Annotated in this window: 3 protein-coding genes and 1 tRNA gene; 1 reads left to right on the top strand and 3 read right to left on the bottom strand. The window is 66.1% G+C overall.

The features are described from left to right. Positions 1-55: 55 nt before the first annotated feature. Together ACFYOW_RS10705 and ACFYOW_RS10710 are read right to left on the bottom strand one after the other, a co-directional pair. On the bottom strand, positions 56-730 hold the full coding sequence (locus tag ACFYOW_RS10705; protein WP_387286620.1) for a DUF6875 domain-containing protein: 675 nt from the start codon (positions 728-730) through the stop codon (positions 56-58). After that, positions 727-17,760 carry an amino acid adenylation domain-containing protein gene (locus tag ACFYOW_RS10710; protein WP_387286622.1) on the bottom strand — a complete coding sequence of 5,678 codons (17,034 nt, stop codon included), beginning with the start codon at positions 17,758-17,760 and terminating at the stop codon, positions 727-729. The genes ACFYOW_RS10705 and ACFYOW_RS10710 overlap by 4 nt, the downstream gene beginning before the upstream one ends. A 666-nt stretch (positions 17,761-18,426) precedes the next feature. On the opposite strand from ACFYOW_RS10710, the gene ACFYOW_RS10715 reads away from it, so the two are divergent. Next, positions 18,427-18,497, top strand: a tRNA-Gly gene (locus tag ACFYOW_RS10715). 95 nt (positions 18,498-18,592) lie between these two features. On the opposite strand, the gene ACFYOW_RS10720 is transcribed toward ACFYOW_RS10715, so the two are convergent. Then, positions 18,593-18,814: a hypothetical protein gene (locus ACFYOW_RS10720; RefSeq protein WP_387286624.1), complete on the bottom strand. Its 222-nt coding sequence runs from the start codon at positions 18,812-18,814 to the stop codon at positions 18,593-18,595. Positions 18,815-19,012: the final 198 nt, after the last annotated feature.

Here is a 19,012-nt window from a genome sequence, read left to right on the forward strand (position 1 = left end):
TGACGAACTGCCGCCGCGTTGTCGATGGCTCGGTTGCCTTGTCCCGTACCCGATCTCAGCGATTTCCGTCCGCGGCTTCGGTTGTCTGCACGAGTCTGTCGGACATGGCGCTGGTGATGAACTTGGGGATCGCGGGGGCGAATATTTTGAGATAGGAGTCCACCCATTCATGGCGGGAGCTGAGGAATGGGAAGTCGGTGGCGGCCATATGGCGAATGGCGAGCATCGGCAGGGGCGCGTCGAGTGCGGGGAAGGCCGGGTTGCGCAGCCCCGGGACGGTGCAGCCCGGATAGAACTGGCCGAGCATCAGACCCTTTGCGACGAACCGAGACTTCTGGTCGTGTTGCACCGCATCGATGTCGGCGTAATCGGTGAGGTCCGGGAAGACCGCGAGGACGGCCTTGAACTTGCACTCGGGTTCATCCTGTGGTGACAGGGCGGGGAACATGTCGTACAGATCGTCGATGATCGCGGTCAGGCGCTCGGCGTCGACGGAGGGGCCCTCGAAGAATGCGGCCCAGAGCGACTGGTTCTCGATGGCGTGGCTGGTGTAAGGACAGACCGGACCGGACCGGCCGAGGTCGGGGTGCGGCCGGCACAGGTACTCGCGAGTCCACGTACGCAATTCGCCGGCACGGGGGTGCGGGTCGATATGCGTCGCCGGATCGGGATCGAAGAGGTTGACCGGCTCGATGCCGGACCGAGTCCCGACGATTCGGTGCGCGTTCATGATCGGCTTGTCCTTGTCGAGGTGGCGGGTTCCATCGGAGCGGTCCGGGCTGAGCGGAAATGCTCGGTGAGGACGAGTCCGATCGCACGCAGCGACTCGGGTTCGATCATCCGCTCGTGCCGAACCGGAATGTGATGGTCGGTGATCCGGCCGTTGATCAGGTTGTGCCATGCGAGGGCAGGCGAGGGACCTTCGTCTGTGTGGGCGGCGGCGCTGAAGTAGATCAAGTCGCCGTCGAAGGGAGTCGGCCGGTGGTTCCACGTGAGGTCGACCAGCCGGGTGTAGTCGTCGTGCAGGATCACCAGGTGCTCGGGGGTCACGGCGGTGAAGAGTCCGCCTTGCCGGTGGAGCAGTTCGGCCGCGGCCGCGGCGGTGAGATCGGCCGCGCCCGGTGGCACGTCGAGTCCGGCGAACTCGGCGAGCAGCTGCCCGATGGAAGGAGTGGGCACGCGGACGGTGTCGGGGGTGACGACGCGGGTGTCCATCATGGCCAGGGTGGCGACGGACTCACCGTCGCTGTGGAGTCGGACCGCGATCGCGTGCGCGATGGTGCCGCCGAGCGAGTAGCCGAGCAGATGGTACGGCCCGTGCGGCTGGACTGCCCGGATCTCCTGGACATAGCGGGCGGCGAGTTGGTCGAGCGTCTCGAACTCCGCGGTGGCATCGCTGAATGCCGGTGATTGCACCCCGTACACGGGGCGGTCGGAATCGAGATGCTGCACGAGTCCGCTGAAACCCCAAGCCAATCCGATGGCGGGGTGCACGCAGAACAGCGGCGGCTCGCTTCCGGCGGCGCGCAGCGGGAGCAGGACGGACAGCGCATCGCCGGGGTCCTGTTCGTCGAGCCCGTGCCGGCGCATGTCGATGCGGCGGGCCAGCGACTCGGGCGTCGGATCGGTGAAGATCCACTGAACCGGCACGTCGACACCGGTCGACTCGGCGAGGCGCGCCACCAGTTCGGCCGCGGCAAGCGAGTTGCCGCCGAGGGTGAAGAAGCCGTCGTCGAGGCCGACCCGCTCGACGCCGAGGGTTCGGGTGAATGCGTCACAAACAGTGGCCTCGAGTGCGGTGGACGGCGGCCGGAACCGGGCGGGTCGCCACTCGGGTGTGGGTAGGGCCTGGTAATCGACTTTGCCGGTAGGGGTGAGGGGTATCCGGTCGACCGAGTCGATAGCCGTGGGAATCATGTACGTGGACAGCCGTTTTGCGAGGTGGGCGGTCACTGCGGCGGTATCGGTCGTGCTGCCGGGAGCGGGCACCACGTAGCCGACGAGTTGAGTGCTGCCGTTGGGGCCGGTGTGCACCGTGACGGCGGCATGGTCGATGTCGGGGTGTGCGCGGAGCGCGGCTTCGATGTCACCGGGTTCGATGCGGTGGCCGTTGATCTTGAGCTGTAGGTCGCTGCGACCGGAGAATCGCAGTGTTCGATCGGTGGTCCAGCTGACCAGGTCGCCGGTCCGATACATGCGTGTCCCCGCCGGTCCGTACGGGTCGGGGACGAATCGGGCTGCTGTGGTTGCAGGTTGGCGGTGGTAGCCGCGGGCAAGGCCCGGTCCGGACACGTACAGTTCGCCGACCACTCCGGCCGGGACGGGACGCAATCTGCGGTCGAGTACGACGGCGGCGAATCCGAGCACCGGCCCGCCGATCGTCATCGGGCCGCCCTTGGTCGTGGTCAAAGGAGCATGGCCGCAGCTGACGATTGTGGTTTCGGTAGCACCGTAGGCGTTGAGCACGGTGCGGCCCGGCGTCCACTGTGCTGCCAGATCGGGCGGACAGGTCTCGCCGCCCAGGATCAACGTGTCCAGGGTGTCGACTTCGTCGGCGTGCATTGATGCGAGCACGGTGGGAGTGACGGCGGCATGGGTCACCTGTTCGGCATTGATCAACTCGGCCAGTGCGGCACCGGCGACTACCGATGCGGGGGCCACGACCAAGGTGGCACCGGCGGCGGTCGCGCTGAACCATTCGAGGATCGAGACGTCGAAGGTCGGTGAAGCGGCGGCCAGCATCCGAGAGGCCGGGGTGAGGCCGAACCGCTCCCGGATTTCGGCGGCCAGGTTCGCTATCCCGGTATGGGTGACTACAACTCCCTTGGGAGTCCCGGTGGAGCCCGAGGTGTAGATCAGGTAGGCCGGATGCTCCGGCCGTAGCGGGGTTGCGCGCTCGGCGTCATCGATCGCCGTCGGGTCCGTCTCCGCCGTCATCGCGACGAAGGCGGGATCGTCGAGGGCGAGCCATTCGAGTGTGTCCGGTAACTGGTCTCGGTAGGTGTCGAGGGTCAGCCCGACTGCGGCACCGGAATCGGTGAGAATGCGCGTGATCCGGTCGCGCGGATGGGTGGGATCGATCTGGACGAACGCGCCGCCGGACTTGGCGACCGCCCACACGGCGATGACAGCGTCGAGGCAGCGCGGAAGCGCCACGGCAACCATCGCCTCCGGACCGATTCCCACATCGATCAATACGCGCGCCCAGCGGTTGGAGGTTTCGTCGAGTTCGCGATACGACATCCGCACGCCGTCGCAGACCAGCGCTTCCGTGCCGGGCGTCATCGCGACCGCATCCGACAACACCTGCGGCAATACCGACGCCACTGGGCCGGGCCGACCGCGGACGGGCACCAGCGCGGCCTGCTCCTCGGGCGAGAGCAGCTGTAGTTCGGTGAGCGGGAGATCGATATGCGCGGCGACGGTGTCGAGCACGCGCAGCACCCGGTCGGCGAGGGCGTCGATCTGCTGTCGAGTGAACAGTTCAGGCAGGTATTCGAAGGTCAGGTGCAGCCGGGTGTCGTGGTGCACGACCAGGCCGAGCGGATAGTGCGCGGCGTCTCGTCCGTCGATGCCGCGGACGTGCATTCCGGCGATGTCGATGTCTTCGGACAGCCCCGCCCGGTCTACCGGGTAGGACTCGAAGACGGTCACCGTGTCGAACATCGCGCGGGCACCGGCCACCTGCTGGATGCGGGCGAGTCCGAGGTGGTGATGGTCGAGCAGCGCGGTTTGTTCGGTTTGGATTCGCCGCAGTAGCTGGGCGAGGCTTTCGCGGTGGTCGAGCCGGACCCGTACAGGCACGGTGTTGACGAACAGTCCGATCATCGATTCGATGCCGGGCAGCTGTGCCGGACGCCCGGAGACGGTGGTGCCGAAGACCACGTCGTCGCGGGCGGTCGCGTTGGCGAGCACGAGCGCCCAGGCCGCTTGGACGACGGTGTTGAGGGTGGTCTCGTGTTGGTGGGCCACCTCGACCAGCGCCGCGGTGTGGTCCTGGCTCAGCTGCACCTGCACTTCGCGCGCCGCAGCGGTGGTTCGGCGGCCGCGGTCCTCGGGGGCCAGCAGAGTCGGCTCCGCGACGCCCTCGAGTGCCTGTGCCCAGGCGGTTTCCGCACCGGTCCGGTCCAGGCCGTTCAGCCACATCAGGTAATCGCGGTAGGGACGCACCGGAGGCAGTGCCGCGGCGTCGCCGTCGCCGGCGTAGAGGATCAGCAGCTCCCGGATCAGCAGTGGCGTGGACCAGCCGTCGATCAGGATGTGATGCATGCTCAACACCAGCCGGTACTGCTGGGGGGCGATCCTGATCAGTGTCAGTCGTAGCAGCGGCGCCTCGGTCACGTCGAAATGACGGTCGCCGGCCATGACCTGTTCGAGTGCGGCCGCGGTGTCGTCGTGCTCGGCCAGGTCGAACTCGGCGAACGGTACGTCGACGTGCCGGTACACCACCTGGACCGGTTCGCGGGCGCCGTCGCGCACGAATGCGGTCCGCAGATTCGGGTGCCGTCCGAGCAGAGTCTGCGCGGCGCGGCGCATGCGGTCCGCATCGACGCGCCCGGCGAGTTCGATACGGAGTTGCACGATGTAGGCGTCGAGTGCGCCGTCGGCGAGCTGGGCATGGAACAGCAGTCCTGCCTGTAGCGACGTGAGCGGCCAGATGTCGTCCAGAGCCGGGTGTCGGGTCTCCAAACGGTCGATCGCGGCCTGGTCGAGATCGACTAGGCCGACATCGGAGGGGGTCAGCCCGCCGACACCAGGTCGGGACGCGTGGACAGCCAGAGCCGTCACAGCCTCGCGCCACAGTTCGGCGAGGTCGGTGACTTCGGCACAGGTGAGCACGCCGGACGGGTAGTCCCAGGCCGCGGTCAAGGCGGGGCCGTCCGAGGTATCCGTGGTGACCGCGTTGATGCCGAGCACCGCCGCCGCGGCCGCGTCGGGATTCTGGTTTCCGCCGCCGGTGTCGCCATCGGCGGGCAGCCATCCGCTCTCGCGCAACGCCTCGGGAACGGTGTCCAGCCGACCGAGATAGTTGAAGCTCACCTGCGGGGTCGGCAGCGCACGCAGGATAGGGGCGGTGTCGGCGTCGAGGTAGCGCAGCAGCCCGTAGCCGATCCCATGATCGGGGACCTCGCGCAGCTGTTCCTTGACCGATTTGATGACCGCCGCCGCGACGGCACCCGCGGCGAATGCGTCGTCGATATCGATCCCGGACAGGTCGAGGCGCACCGGGTAAGCGGTGGTGAACCAGCCGACCGTGCGGGTGAGGTCGGCGCCGGGTAGCACCGTGTCGTGGCGGCCGTGGCTTTCGAGTGTGAGCAGCGTCTCGGTCACGTTGTCGCCGTGGCGCTGCCGCCATCGAGTCAGTGCCAGTGCGAGCCCGGCGATGAGGGCGTCGTCCACATTGCCGCGGAACGCCTGGGGCAGGGTGGTGAGCACAGCGCGGGTCACCGAGGTCGGCAGCGTCACCTCGATGGTCGCGACGGTGGCCTGCACGTCGAGCTCGGGGTCGATCGAGCGGGTGCCGATCGGCGGATCGGCGGCACCGAGCGTGGATCGCCACCAGTCGAGTTCATCGAGGTTCTCGGCGGCGGCGTGCAGGCCGTGCGCCCACCGTCGCATCGAGGTGCCGACGGGCGCGAGCCGCGGCCGTTGCCCGGCACCGATCTGGGCCCAGGCCGTGGCGAGGTCGGGAATCAGGATCCGCCACGACACCCCATCGACGGCCAAGTGGTGCGCGACAACCAGCAGCCGTCCCGGCCGTTGCGCCCAGTCGAACCAGACCAACTGCAGCATGATGCCCGCGGCGGGGTCGAGTCGTTCGGCGGCCGCGTGCGCCTCGGCGTCGGCGATCGCGGCGAAGGCGGTGCTGTCCGGCGCCGCTGCCACCGGCACGCGCCGGATCAGCCCGGCGATCGTCGCGGTCGGCTGCACCTGCAATGCCCACCCGGACGGGTGCGTGGGCTCCGGCTGCAATCGGGCCCGCAGCATGTCGTGCTGATCGATCACCGCTTGTACGGTGGCCTCGATCCCGTCGATGTCGATACCGCTGGGCAGCGTGAGCATCACCCACTGGCAGAAATGGTCGAATCCGCCGCGTTCGAACATCCAGCACATGATCGGCGTCAGCGGTACCCGGCCGACCCCGCCGCCGGGGAGCTCCGCCGGAAGAGCGGCCGCGGTGCTGTCCTGGACTGCGACCTGGGCCAGTCCCGCGACCGTCTTCCGCTCGAATACCTCCCGCGTGGAGAGCACCACACCGGCTGCCCTGGCTCGGGTCACCAATTGGATCGACATGATGCTGTCGCCGCCCATGGCGAAGAACGAATCATCGACTCCCACCCTGTCGATGCCCAATACCTCGGCGAAGAGTCCGGCCAGCGTCCTTTCCACCTCGGTGACCGGCGCCCGGAATTCGGCCCGGCCCATGGTGAAGTCCGGCTCGGGTAGCGCGGCGCGGTCGAGCTTGCCGCTCGCTGTCACCGGCAAGGTGTCGAGCACCACCACGGTCGCGGGCACCATGTGCGGGGCCAGCCGCTGTTCGGCGAACGCGCGGACCGCGGACGAGTCCAGCTCGACGCCGGGCTCGGGCACCACGTACCCGACCAACCGGTCACCGGTGGCGGCGCCCCGGTGGACGGTCGCGGCCGCTCGCGCCACACCGGCACAGGCCAGCAGGCCCGATTCGACCTCGCCGAGTTCGATGCGGAAACCACGCAGCTTGACCTGGAAGTCGGCGCGGCCCACATAGTCGAGCGTCAGATTCCCCTCTGGTAGCCGCAGCCACCGCACCAGGTCACCGGTCCGATACATCCGCCTGCCCTGCTCCGCGAACGGATCGGCGACGAAGCGCGCGGCCGTCAGCCCCATTCGGTTGCGGTAACCACGAGCCAGACCCGGACCCGTGAGATACAGCTCGCCGACAATTCCGACGGGCACCGGCCGCAACCAGGCGTCGAGCACGACGTGCCCGACCCCGCGGATCGGTCCGCCGACCGTCACCGGCTCACCTGCCACCAGCGGTGCACTGGCGTCGGTCTGGATCGTGGCCTCCGCCGGACCGTAGGTGTTGAAAAACCTCCGGCCCGGCGCCCACCGTGACACGAGATCGGGCGGGGGCGCTTCGCCACCGACCATGACCGTCTCGAGGTTATCCAACCCGGCCGGGTCGACAGTCGCCAAGGCCGTAGGCGTCAGTGCGGCATGGGTGACCCGCTCGCTCGACAGGATCCGCGCCAGCTCGTTCCCGCCGTAGACAGTCGGCGGCGCGATCACCAGCCGCCCACCCGATGTGAACGCCCAGAGCAGTTCCAGGACGGCCGCATCGAAACTCGGCGACGCGACATGCAGCACCCGCGCGCCGGGCTCGATATCGAACCGGGAACACAGCTCGGCCACCAGGTCTGCCAACCCTTGGTGCGACACCACCACGCCTTTGGGCACACCCGTCGAACCGGAGGTATAGATCAGGTACGCCGCATTATCGAGCCGGATCGGCCCTGTTCGCTCCGCATCGGTCACCGGCGCCGCCGATGCCGCCGACGCCTCGGCTTCGACCGCCGCCTCGTCGAGGACCAGCCACGGCACCGATCCGGGCAATCGAGACCGACACTGTGACAAGGTGATTCCCACCGCCGCACCGGAATCGGTGAGCATGTGCTCGATCCGGCCGGTCGGATACTGCGGGTCTATCGGTACGAATGCCGCCCCCGACTTCGCCACCGCCCATACCGCAAGTACCGACTCGACCGATCGCGGTAGCCCCACCGCCACATTGGCCTCCGGTCCCACACCCCGATCGATCAACAACCGTGCCAACCGATTCGACTGCGCATCGAGCTCGCCGTAGGTCCACTGCCGATCCTCGTACACCACCGCGACCGCGCCCGGATCCCGCTGCACCATCGCCGCCAACAGCTCCGGCAGCATTCGCCCCGGCACCGCCGGGGAGCCCGATACCGGCGTCAACTCCCGGTCCTCCGAGGATGAAAGCAGATTCAGCCGGGCCAGCGGCAGATCCGGATCGGTTGCGACGACACCGAGCACACGCAGGATGCGCTGCAGGGTCGCGGTCATCGTGTCGTGGTCGAAGAGTTCGGGCAGGTACTTGATCTTCAGGTGCAGTCGGGTGTCGATCCGCGCGACCACTCCCAGCGGATAGTGCGCGCCGTCCGTGCCCGTGACATCGACCACTCGCATGCCCGCGATATCGGTCTGCGCCGTCAGCCCGAAACGGTCGATCGGGAACGATTCGAACACCGTCATCGTGTCGAACACCGCCCCCGGCCCGGCCACCCGCTCGATTTCGGTGAGCCCCACGAACTGGTGCTCGAGCAGACCCGCCTGTTCGGTCTGGATTCGGTCGAGCAGTTGTCCCAGGCTCTGGGCGGTGTCGAGACGGACGCGCACCGGCACTGTGTTGATGAACAGTCCGATCATCGTTTCGATGCCCGCGATCCGCGGGGACCGTCCGGAGACCACGGCACCGAACGTCACGTCGTCCCGAGAAGTCAACGTGCCCAACACGATTGCCCATGCCAGCTGGATGACGGTATTGAGGGTGATGCCACGGGACCTGGCCAGATTCGTCAGCGCCGTTGTCTGCTGCTCGGTCAATTCGCCGAGCACATCACGTGATTCGGTGTAGCGGCGGCCGGGATCGGCCTGCGCTACCAGGGTCGGCTCCTCGGCGCCGTCGAACGCGCCGGCCCACGCGTCGAGCGCCGCAGCCGAGTCCTGCCGGGCGATCCAGGCCAGGAAGTCCCGGTACGGACGGACTTCGGGCAGCACGGTGGTGTCGCCGTCGGTGGCGTAGAGCACCAGCAAGTCCCTCAGGAGCAGCGGCGTCGACCAGCCGTCGAGCAGCAGGTGATGATTGGTCAGTACCAGCCGATACTCCTGCGGCCCGGTGGTGACCAGCATCCAGCGCAGCAGCGGGGCACGAGCCGGATCGAACCTGGTTGCCCGGTCCGCGGCCAGCAGCAGCTCCCACTCGCGATCGCGGGCACCGTCATCGAGGTCGGACAGGTCGAGCTCCGACCAGGCAGCCTCGACATCTTCCTGGACCACCTGCACGGGACCGACATCGGTGTCGAAGGCGGTGCGCAGATTCGCATGTCGGTCCAGTAGCACTCGTCCGGCTCTGCGTAGCCGCGCCGGATCGACCCGGCCGCGCAACCCGACGACCAGTTGGGTCAGGTAGGCGTCCACCGACTGCTCGGACACCAACGCGTGGAACAGCAGTCCCTCCTGCAACGGCGTCAACGGCCAGACGTCGCTCAGCGTCGGGTACCTGTGCTCGAGTCGCTCGATTTCGGCCTGCCCGAGCCGGACCAGATCCAGATCCGATGGTGTCCGTCCTCCGCTGCCGGCCTGGCGGGCGTGGCTCGCCAACGCGGTCAGTGCCCGGCGCCAGGACTCCGCCGCCGCACGCACCTCCTCGGCGGTGAGTACCTCGGCGGGATAGGACCAGATGGCCCGCAGCTGCGGCCCTTGTCCGTCGTCCCGGGCGCGGACATTGATGTCGAGTACCGCCGAAACCGGCATATCCGGATGCTGCGCATCGGTGAACTCGCCGCCGTCCACCGGCCGCCATCCGACCGTCGGTTCCCCTTCGGGAACCCAGTTGGAGACCGGGTCGAGGTAGTTGAATGCGATCTGCGGCGTCGGCAGCGCGCCGGTGTCCTCGTCGAGATATCGCAGCAAGCCGTAGCCGATCCCGTGGTCCGGGACGGCGAGCAGCTGTTCCTTGACGGACTTGACCGCTGCGCCCATGGCCGGCCCGCCCGCGCATGCGTCGTCGATATCGATGCCCGACAGATCCAGACGCACCGGAAAACTCGTGGTGAAACAGCCGACCGTCCGGGTCAGGTCCGCGCCGGGGACGACGCCTTCCTCCCGACCGTGCCCTTCGAGACCGATCACCACATCCGTCAGCCCCGCGGCCGCGGGCTCCCGTTCGCGCCGCCACTTCGTCAGCGCAACCGCCAGAGCGGCCAGTAGCCCGTCGTTCACCTCGCCGTGGAATGCCGCGGGCACGTCGGTCAACAGCGACTCGGTCACCTCGAGGGACAGCTCGACCTCGAGCGTCCGAGCAGTTGCGGCCACGTCGGCCGCGGGGTCGAGGGCCCGCGACCCGATCATCGGGTCGGGCCCGTCGGCCATCGCTCGCCACAGTTCGAGTTCAGCTGCCCGCTCCGGCCGTCGGGCCGCCTCGACCAGCCCATAGGCCCACCTGCGCATCGAGGTCCCGACCGGGGCCGACTCGGGTGGCTCGCCGGACTCGATCCGCACCCACGCGACCGCGAGGTCCGACTCCAGCACCTGCCAGGAAACCCGATCGATCACCGACTGATGGACCAGCACCAGCGCCCTGCCCGGTTCGGCCGGATTCGCCGGATCGAACCAGACCACCTGCAGCACGATCCCGGCGTCCGGATCGAGCCGGGCCGCAGCGGAAGTCAGCTCCGCCGCCGCCAACGTCCGGAACTCGGCACTTGCCGGCATCGGCACCCAGTGGATGGCATCGGCGGCGCGAATCGTGCCGACCGGCAGCACATCCCACGCCCGGCGGCCATCGCCGTCCGAACACAGCCGCGCGCGCAGCATGTCGTGCCGGTCGAGGACCGCCTGCACCGTTTGCGCCAACCGCTCCAGGTCGATTCCGATCGGCAGATTCAGCATCATCGCCTGCGAGTAGCGGGCGAACTCCGGACCGGACCGTTCGAGCAGCCCGCGCATCATCGGCGTCAGCGGTACCGGGCCGACGCCTCCGCCGGGCAGTTCCGTCAACTGGGAGGCTGCGGTGCTGCCGTGGGTTGCGACCTGGGCCAGTCCGGCGATCGTTTTCCGCTCGAACACGTCGCGTGCGGTGAACGTCGCGCCGGCCGACCTGGCTCGGGCCACCAACTGGATCGCCATAATGCTGTCGCCGCCGAGGGCGAAGAACGAATCATCGAGACCGACCGTGTCGGCGCCGAGTATGTCGGCGAAGGCTCCGGCGATCGCGTGTTCGGTTGGTGTCTGTGGTGCTCGGAAGGGTTTGCGGTCGGCGAAAACCGGCTTCGGCAACGCCCTTCGGTCCAGCTTGCCCACCGGGGTCAACGGAATCTGGTCCAGCACCATGATCGAGGACGGCACCATATAGGACGGCAACCGGTCGGCCACATATTCGGTCAGCATCGTGGTATCGATGCTGTGGTCCGGTGCGGCCACGACATACGAGACCAGCAATTGAGTTCCGGCGTCATTGCGATAACCGATGGTCGCCGCGTAGGCAACGGTTTCGTGGGCGGCGAGTGCGGAATCGATCTCACCGAGCTCGATACGCAGGCCACGGATCTTCACCTGGAAATCCGAACGGCCGAGGTGCTGGATCCTTCCGTTGCCAGTCCAGCGCACGACATCACCGGTGCGATACATACGCCGACCGGATGCCCACGGGCAGGCCACGAAACGACCGGCCGTGGTTGCTGCCCGGTGGTGATATCCGCGGGCAAGCAGATCACCCGCGATATACAACTCACCGGCCACACCGACCGGAACCGGCTGCAACCGCTGATCGAGCACCCAAACCGAGACCCCGCGGATCGGACCACCGATCGTGACCACCTCTCCAGCCGCCAAAGGGCTCCGCGTCGCGGTGACGGTGGTTTCGGTTGGGCCGTAGTCGTTGATCAGCTTCCGGTCGACGCCCCAGTGTTCGACCAACTGACTGCCGTGGTCTTCGCCGCCGACGATCAGATATTCCAGATCCGGTAGTGGCCAACGGGTGTGGTCGATGGTGGACAGCGCCGAAGGTGAGATGAGAACGTGGCTGACATGCTCGCGATCGAGCAGCGCGGCGAGTTCATCACCGCCGTAGACATCCGACGGCGCGATGACCATCGCCGCCCCCTCGGACAAGGGCAACAGCATCTCGAGTACCGACGCGTCGAAGCTGGGTGACGCCAGATGTAATGTCCGGGAGCCGGATTCGACGCACATGACGGCTTGGAGTGCGATGGCGCAGTTGCCGAGCCCGCGGTGAGTAACCGCGACACCCTTGGGTAGTCCGGTTGATCCGGAGGTGTAGATGACGTAGGCGATATCGTCGATCCGCAACGGCCGAACCCGGTCGCCGTCGGTGATCGGACCGCTGTCGGCCTCGTCGAGGTTGTCGAACGTCAACCACTCGGTGTCGTCTGGCAATCGCGCGGGTATGGACCCGGCCGTAATGCCGAGGGCCGCTTTCGAATCGGTCATCATATGGGTGATGCGTTCAGCGGGATAAGTCGGATCGATCGGCAGGAAAGCGGCACCCGATTTGGTCACCGCCCACACGGCGAGCACGGAGTCCACCGAACGTGGAATTCCGATCGCGACAACATCTTCCGGTCCGATACCGCGCCGGATGAGCTGCCGCGCCAACCGGTTGGAACGTTCGTCCAGCTCTCGATAACTCAGCCGTTGTCCGTCGCACACGATCGCGGTGGCGTCGGGATCGAACGCGGCCGCCGCCAACAGGTCGGGCAACGTGGTAGGCGGAGCCGACGGCGCACCGGACCGAGTCAGTAGATCGACTCGCTCAGCCGGTTCGAGAACGTCGATCGCCCCTACAGGCATGGTCGGATCGGTGGCGATCGATTCCAGAATCCGAATCCACCGATGGACAACAGAATCGATGGTCGCGGCATCGAACAGGTCGGTGGCATAGGTGACCGCGACGCTCATATCGCCGCTGTCGTGGTTTTCCGACAGGATGAATTGCAGGTCGAACCGGGATACCTGGTTGGGCAGTTCGACCATCGACAGCTCTAGATCGGGAAGTCGCAGTGTTACCGGTTCCAGATTCTGGAACGCCAGCAGCACCTGGAACAGCGGGTGTCGCGCTTGGGACCGCTGTACGACCAGTTTGTCCACGACCTGCTCGAACGGAACGTCAGCGTGTTCGAAGGCGTCCAAGTCGGATTGTTTGATCCGGCCGAGCAGGTCGCTGAAGGATTCGTCGAGATCGATCTCGGTCCGCAGCACCAGGGTATTGACGAACATGCCGATCATGTCGTCGAGTGCGGCCATTCCGCGTCCGGCGATCGGTGTGCCGATCGGAATGTCGGTGCTGCCGCTCAACCGGGCGAGCAGCACCGCCAGCGTGCCGTGGATCGCCATGAACAACGACGAATTATGCTGCCGCGCAAACCGTTCCAATGCCCGCACCGAACCGGCGGACACCGAGTAGTCGATGGTGGCGCCACGATTCGACGGCACCACGGGCCGCGGCCGGTCGAACGGCAGACGAAGCTCCTCGGCAACGCCGTCCAGCGCCTCGGTCCAGTATCGGATCTGTTCGGCGCACAGCGATTCCGGATCGTCGGGTGCGCCGAGGGTTGCTTGCTGCCACAGCGCGTAGTCCGCGTATTGGACCGGCAGCGGTGTCCAAGCCGGGGCTCTGCCGCTGATCCGCGCGGCATAAGCGGTTGTCACGTCGCGGGCCAGCGGCGCCATGGAGAAGCCGTCCGCGGCGATGTGGTGCACCACGACGGCCAATACGTATTCGGGTTCCTCGCAGCCGACAATGCGGAACAACCGGGCACGCACGGGCGCCTGGATGGTCACATCGAAACCGTCGGCGACGAATTCGGTCAGCGTCTGGACCAACCGGCTCGGCACGACCGGCACCACGATCAGCTCGCGGTCCACGTTCTCGACGGGCTCGACCAGCTGGATCAGCGTTCCGTGGTGATCCGGATACCGCGTTCGCAACGACTCGTGCCTGCCCAGCACGTCGATAACCGCCGCGTGCAGGGCATCGATGTTCAAGTCGCCGCGCAGCCGAATGGCGATCGGCATGTTGTATGCGCCGGATGCGGTGTCGTACTGGTTGAAGAACCACATCCGTTGTTGGGCAGGCGCGAGCGGCACGAGATCGGGCCGCGGCCCGGCGACGAGCGGTGGGCGTCTGCGCCCGGTACCGGCATGCTGCTCGATGCGAGTGGCGAGTTCCGCGACTGTGGACGCCTCGAACAACAGTCGCACCGGAATCTCGGCATCCAATGTGGCCCCGAGTCGCGCCGCGACGCGGGTCGCGACCAAGCTGTCGCCGCCGAGGGCGAAGAACGAATCATCGAGACCGATTGTGTCGATGCCCAATACGTCGATGATTGCCTGGGCGATCGCGTGTTCGGTTGGTGTTCGTGGTGCTCGGAAGGGTTTGCGGTCGGCGAAAACCGGCTTCGGCAACGCCCTTCGGTCCAGCTTGCCCACCGGGGTCAACGGAATCTGGTCCAGCACCATGATCGAGGACGGCACCATATAGGACGGCAACCGGTCGGCCACATATTCGGTCAGCATCGTGGTATCGATGCTGTGGTCCGGTGCGGCCACGACATACGAGACCAGCAATTGAGTTCCGGCGTCATTGCGATAACCGATGGTCGCCGCGTAGGCAACGGTTTCGTGGGCGGCGAGTGCGGAATCGATCTCACCGAGCTCGATACGCAGGCCACGGATCTTCACCTGGAAATCCGAACGGCCGAGGTGCTGGATCCTTCCGTTGCCAGTCCAGCGCACGACATCACCGGTGCGATACATACGCCGACCGGATGCCCACGGGCAGGCCACGAAACGACCGGCCGTGGTTGCTGCCCGGTGGTGATATCCGCGGGCAAGCAGATCACCCGCGATATACAACTCACCGGCCACACCGACCGGAACCGGCTGCAACCGCTGATCGAGCACCCAAACCGAGACCCCGCGGATCGGACCACCGATCGTGACCACCTCTCCAGCCGCCAACGGCGAGATCAGTGTCGCGGCGATAGTGGTTTCAGTTGGACCGTACTCATTGAGCACGACGCGGTCGGCGCCCCAGCGCTCGACCAGTTCGGTGCCGTAGTCCTCGCCGCCGACCATCAGATACTTCAGATCCGGTAGTGGCCAACGGATGTGGTCGATGGTGGACAGTGCCGAAGGTGAGATGAGAACGTGGCTGACATGCTCGCGATCGAGCAGCGCGGCGAGTTCATCACCGCCGAATACGTCCTTGGGTGCGATGACCATGGCCGCGCCGGCGGGCAAGGGCAGCATCATCTCCAGTACCGACACGTCGAAGCTGGGTGACGCCAGATGCAATGTCCGGGAGCCGGGCTCGACGCCCATCGCAGCCCGGTGTTCTGCGGCGCAGTTGGCGAGTCCGCGGTGGGTGACCGCGACACCCTTGGGTAGTCCGGTTGATCCGGAGGTGTAGATGACGTAGGCGATATCGTCGATCCGCAACGGACGGACCCGGTCGCCGTTGGTGACGGGCCGACCGTCTGTGGTCGGCTGGTCGTCGGAAGTGTCGGGGTTGTTCGATATCAACCAGTCCGTGCTGTCGGGTAGCTGTGCGCGGACAGATGTCACGGTCAGACCGATTGCTGCTTTCGAATCGGTCATCATGTGGGTGATGCGTTCAGTCGGATGGGTCGGATCGATCGGCAGGAAAGCGGCACCCGATTTGGTCACCGCCCATACCGCGAGCACGGAGTCCACCGAACGTGGGATTCCGATCGCGACGACATCTTCCGGTCCGATACCGCGCCGGATGAGCTGCCGCGCCAACCTGCTGGAACGTTGGTCCAGCTCTCGGTAACTCAACTGTTGTCCGTCGCACACGATCGCGGTGGCGTCGGGATCGAGCGCGGCCGCCGCCGTCAGCAGGTCGGGCAACGTGGTAGCCGGAGCCGACGGGACGCCGGAGCGGGTCAGCAGATCAGCTCGCTCGGCGCGTTCGAGAACGTCGATCGCCCCTACAGGCATGGTCGGATCGGTGGCGATCGATTCCAGGATCCGAATCCACCGATGGACAACAGAATCGATGGTCGCGGCATCGAACAGGTCCGTGGCATAGGTGACCGCTATCGTCGCCGCGCCGCTGTCCTGGTCGGCCGACATCAGAAAATGCAGGTCGAAGCGGGAGGTGTCAACTGGCAGTTCGGCCGACAGTTCGGGATCCGGCTCCACACTCCGCACCGCCAACATCACCTGGAACAATGGATGCCGCTGCGGACCGAGTTCAGCCAGCACCTGCTCGAACGGAACATCGGCATGTTCGAAGGCGTCCAGATCGGCTTGTTCGACGCGGCCGAGCAGGTCGCTGCACGATTCATCGAGATCGATCTCGGTCCGTAGCACCGGAGTATCGGCGACATCGTCGAGCGCGGCCGCAGCGTGCGCGGTAATCGGTGTGCCGATCGGAATGTCGGTGGTACCGCTCAGCCGGGCGAGCAGCACCGCCAACGCGCCATGGATCGCGGTGAACAGTGACCAGTTGTGCTGCCGCGCGTACCGTTCCAACGCCGGAACCAGATCGGCACGCAATGGGTACCGTGCGGTTGCGGCTCGATTCGACCGCACCGCTGGCCGCGGCCGGTCGAACGGCAGGCGAAGCTCATCGGGAAGGTCCGCGAGCGCGGCTCGCCAGAACGCCAGATTCTCTTGTCGACGCTTGATCAGGGCGCCATCACGGATGCTGGCGGGGTGAATCCGCTCGAGCGCGGCGTCCGGATCGGCCGCGAACGCATCGAGGAACTCCCCGAATCTGGTGCAGTGTGCCGACAGTTCGGCGTCGGTATAGAGGTTGGGATTGGCCAGGAAGTGCAGGATCGTGCGCGGCGGGTCCCCGGTTTGATACAGGTCGATCAGCAAATCGTCGACCGGCCCCGAGCTGAGGATATGGAACTCCCCGCTCATCGATCCTAACTGGATCTCCTGGTGGAAGAACATGACATTCACTACCGGGCCCGCGAAACGTCGCTGTCCGCGGTGGTATCCGGTGGCGGCACGGATATCGGTGAGGCCGCACCGCTGGTGCCGCAATGCCCCGACCAGATCGGACTGCACCCGCCGCGTCGATGTCGCCGTGGTATCGCCCGGACCCAGCGCGAGCGGAAGGGGTGCGACATTGACGAACATCCCGCCGGACCGCCGCAGTACGGCGTTGGTGCGGCCCGAAACGGGGATGTTGACCATGACCTCGTCGCGGCCGGTCATCCGGGCCAGATAGCAGCCGAATGCGGCGATCACCACCGCGGCCGGGCTCGCGTTCAGCGCTTTCGCGGAATCACCGATCCGCTGTACCGTCTCCGGCGAAAGTTCGGCGGTTGCGACCGTACTGTCCGCCCGAGCAGGTGCGTGCCCGGCGACCAGACTGGACTCGTCCGGCGCATCGGCGAGTCTGTTCAGCCAGTATTCCTTGTCGTCTGCGAATCGCTTCGACTCCCGATAGCTGCGGTCGGCCTCGAAGAGCGTGCGTACGTCCGCCGCTCGGTTCGGCTCGGGTGTCCGGCCCTGCACCGCCGCCGTGTACAGCGCAGCGATGCGGTTCACGATCAGCACTCCGGCGTAGCCGTCCATCGCGACGTGGTGGATTTTGAGGTACAGCAGGTAATGATGGTCCCCGACCTGCACAATCGCCGACCCGAGCAACCGGTCCCGTGTCATGTCGAGCAGTCTGGTGTACTCCCGACGCATCCACTCCAAGCCCGCCGCAACAGGATCCGGCTCGCCGCGCACATCGATCAACGGCCCCGTCGTATGGAGCAACGGGTCGAAGAACTGGTACGGCTCGCCGTCCACCTCTACCAACCGCAGGTAGCCCGACTGGAACTCCTGGCCGGCTCGTATCGAGACTTCGCGCAGTAGATCGACATCGAGATCGCCACGCAACTCGATATATTGTGCCTCGCATATCGGCACATCCGGACTCAATTTCTGCGCCAGCCACAACCCACGCTGCCCAGCGGACAACGGTATCCGTGCTATTGCTGACACGTCCGGCTCGGTTACTCCGCTCGACCCCCGGTCGGGGTGAAGCTGAGGTCGCAGAACGGTCATTGAACTTTCCTCTAACCCCGACCACGGCCAGTCTAAGCCGAATCATTCGCCGATGTATACCCACATTCCGGAATCTGCACCGTGAAATTTTCACCCGATTCGCAGTGGCGACCTGCGGATCTCCACACTCTCCTGCGAGAGGCATGACGCATCGGCAGGCGGAATGCAACGTGTTGCAACACAGGGACCTTTGCCCCCGGATCCTATGACTAAATACCCTAAACCACGATGACGTACCTGACGTATAAACCGACCGAATTGCAATACAAGATGCAATTCTATATAAATTCAATTCTACTGTTAACACCCGACAGCAGCATTGCGATCTTCGCTTTTATCTAAATTGGCGAATAGGTGTCGCAGAGATATTTCATCACATCGATGCCGAACATCGATGCCGAACGCGGTGAGTTCGCCGCGTTGCGGATCGCGGCGAGGTGTCGGCGCCGGCCACGATCCGGTGGCCACCAACGGTTCGCCACCGCCTGTCCGCATCAGAGCAGGTCAGCGACATCTACCTGGACTTTTACCGGCCGCCGGACGATTCTGCTACAGTCTCGGACGTACCCTTCGGGGTCTGCCGATGTAGTTCAATGGTAGAACTTCTGCTTCCCAAGCAGACAGCGCGGGTTCGATTCCCGTCATCGGCTCGGACAAGGCTCCCGGCAACTTGCCGGGAGCCTTTTCTTATCCGCCACTATCCCCAAAACCCTTCCCCGCCAGCAGTTTCGGCCGCAGCCCTGTACTACCGGAGTGTCAGTGCGGGATGGCTCGACCGAGGGATGTGGGCGCGCGGCGAGGCGACGAGCAGCATCAAGGTCTTCCGCCGCACTATGTTCAGCGTCGCCATCGTGACCGCGCTGGTACCGGCCATCCTGGTCGGCCGTACTTCCGCATCGAGTCCGGCACCAACGCTGAATTGGCGCTCTTGCCAGGACAATGCCGAATTCGACTGCGCGACAGTCACTGTGCCGATCGATTGGCCGATCGCGATGGTGCGACGAACGATATCGCGGTGATCCGGGACAGCGGGCGCGATTCGACATCATCAGCCTCGATCCGAGACGCCGCCACCCCGACGCCGCGTGCCCATTTCGCCTGGGCCGCAGGCTACGACGGCTGGTCCACGGGTTCTACGACCGCACGCCCTGCACGACGAATGCAG

Source organism: Nocardia sp. NPDC006982 (assembly GCF_042869435.1).
Lineage (GTDB): Bacteria > Actinomycetota > Actinomycetes > Mycobacteriales > Mycobacteriaceae > Nocardia.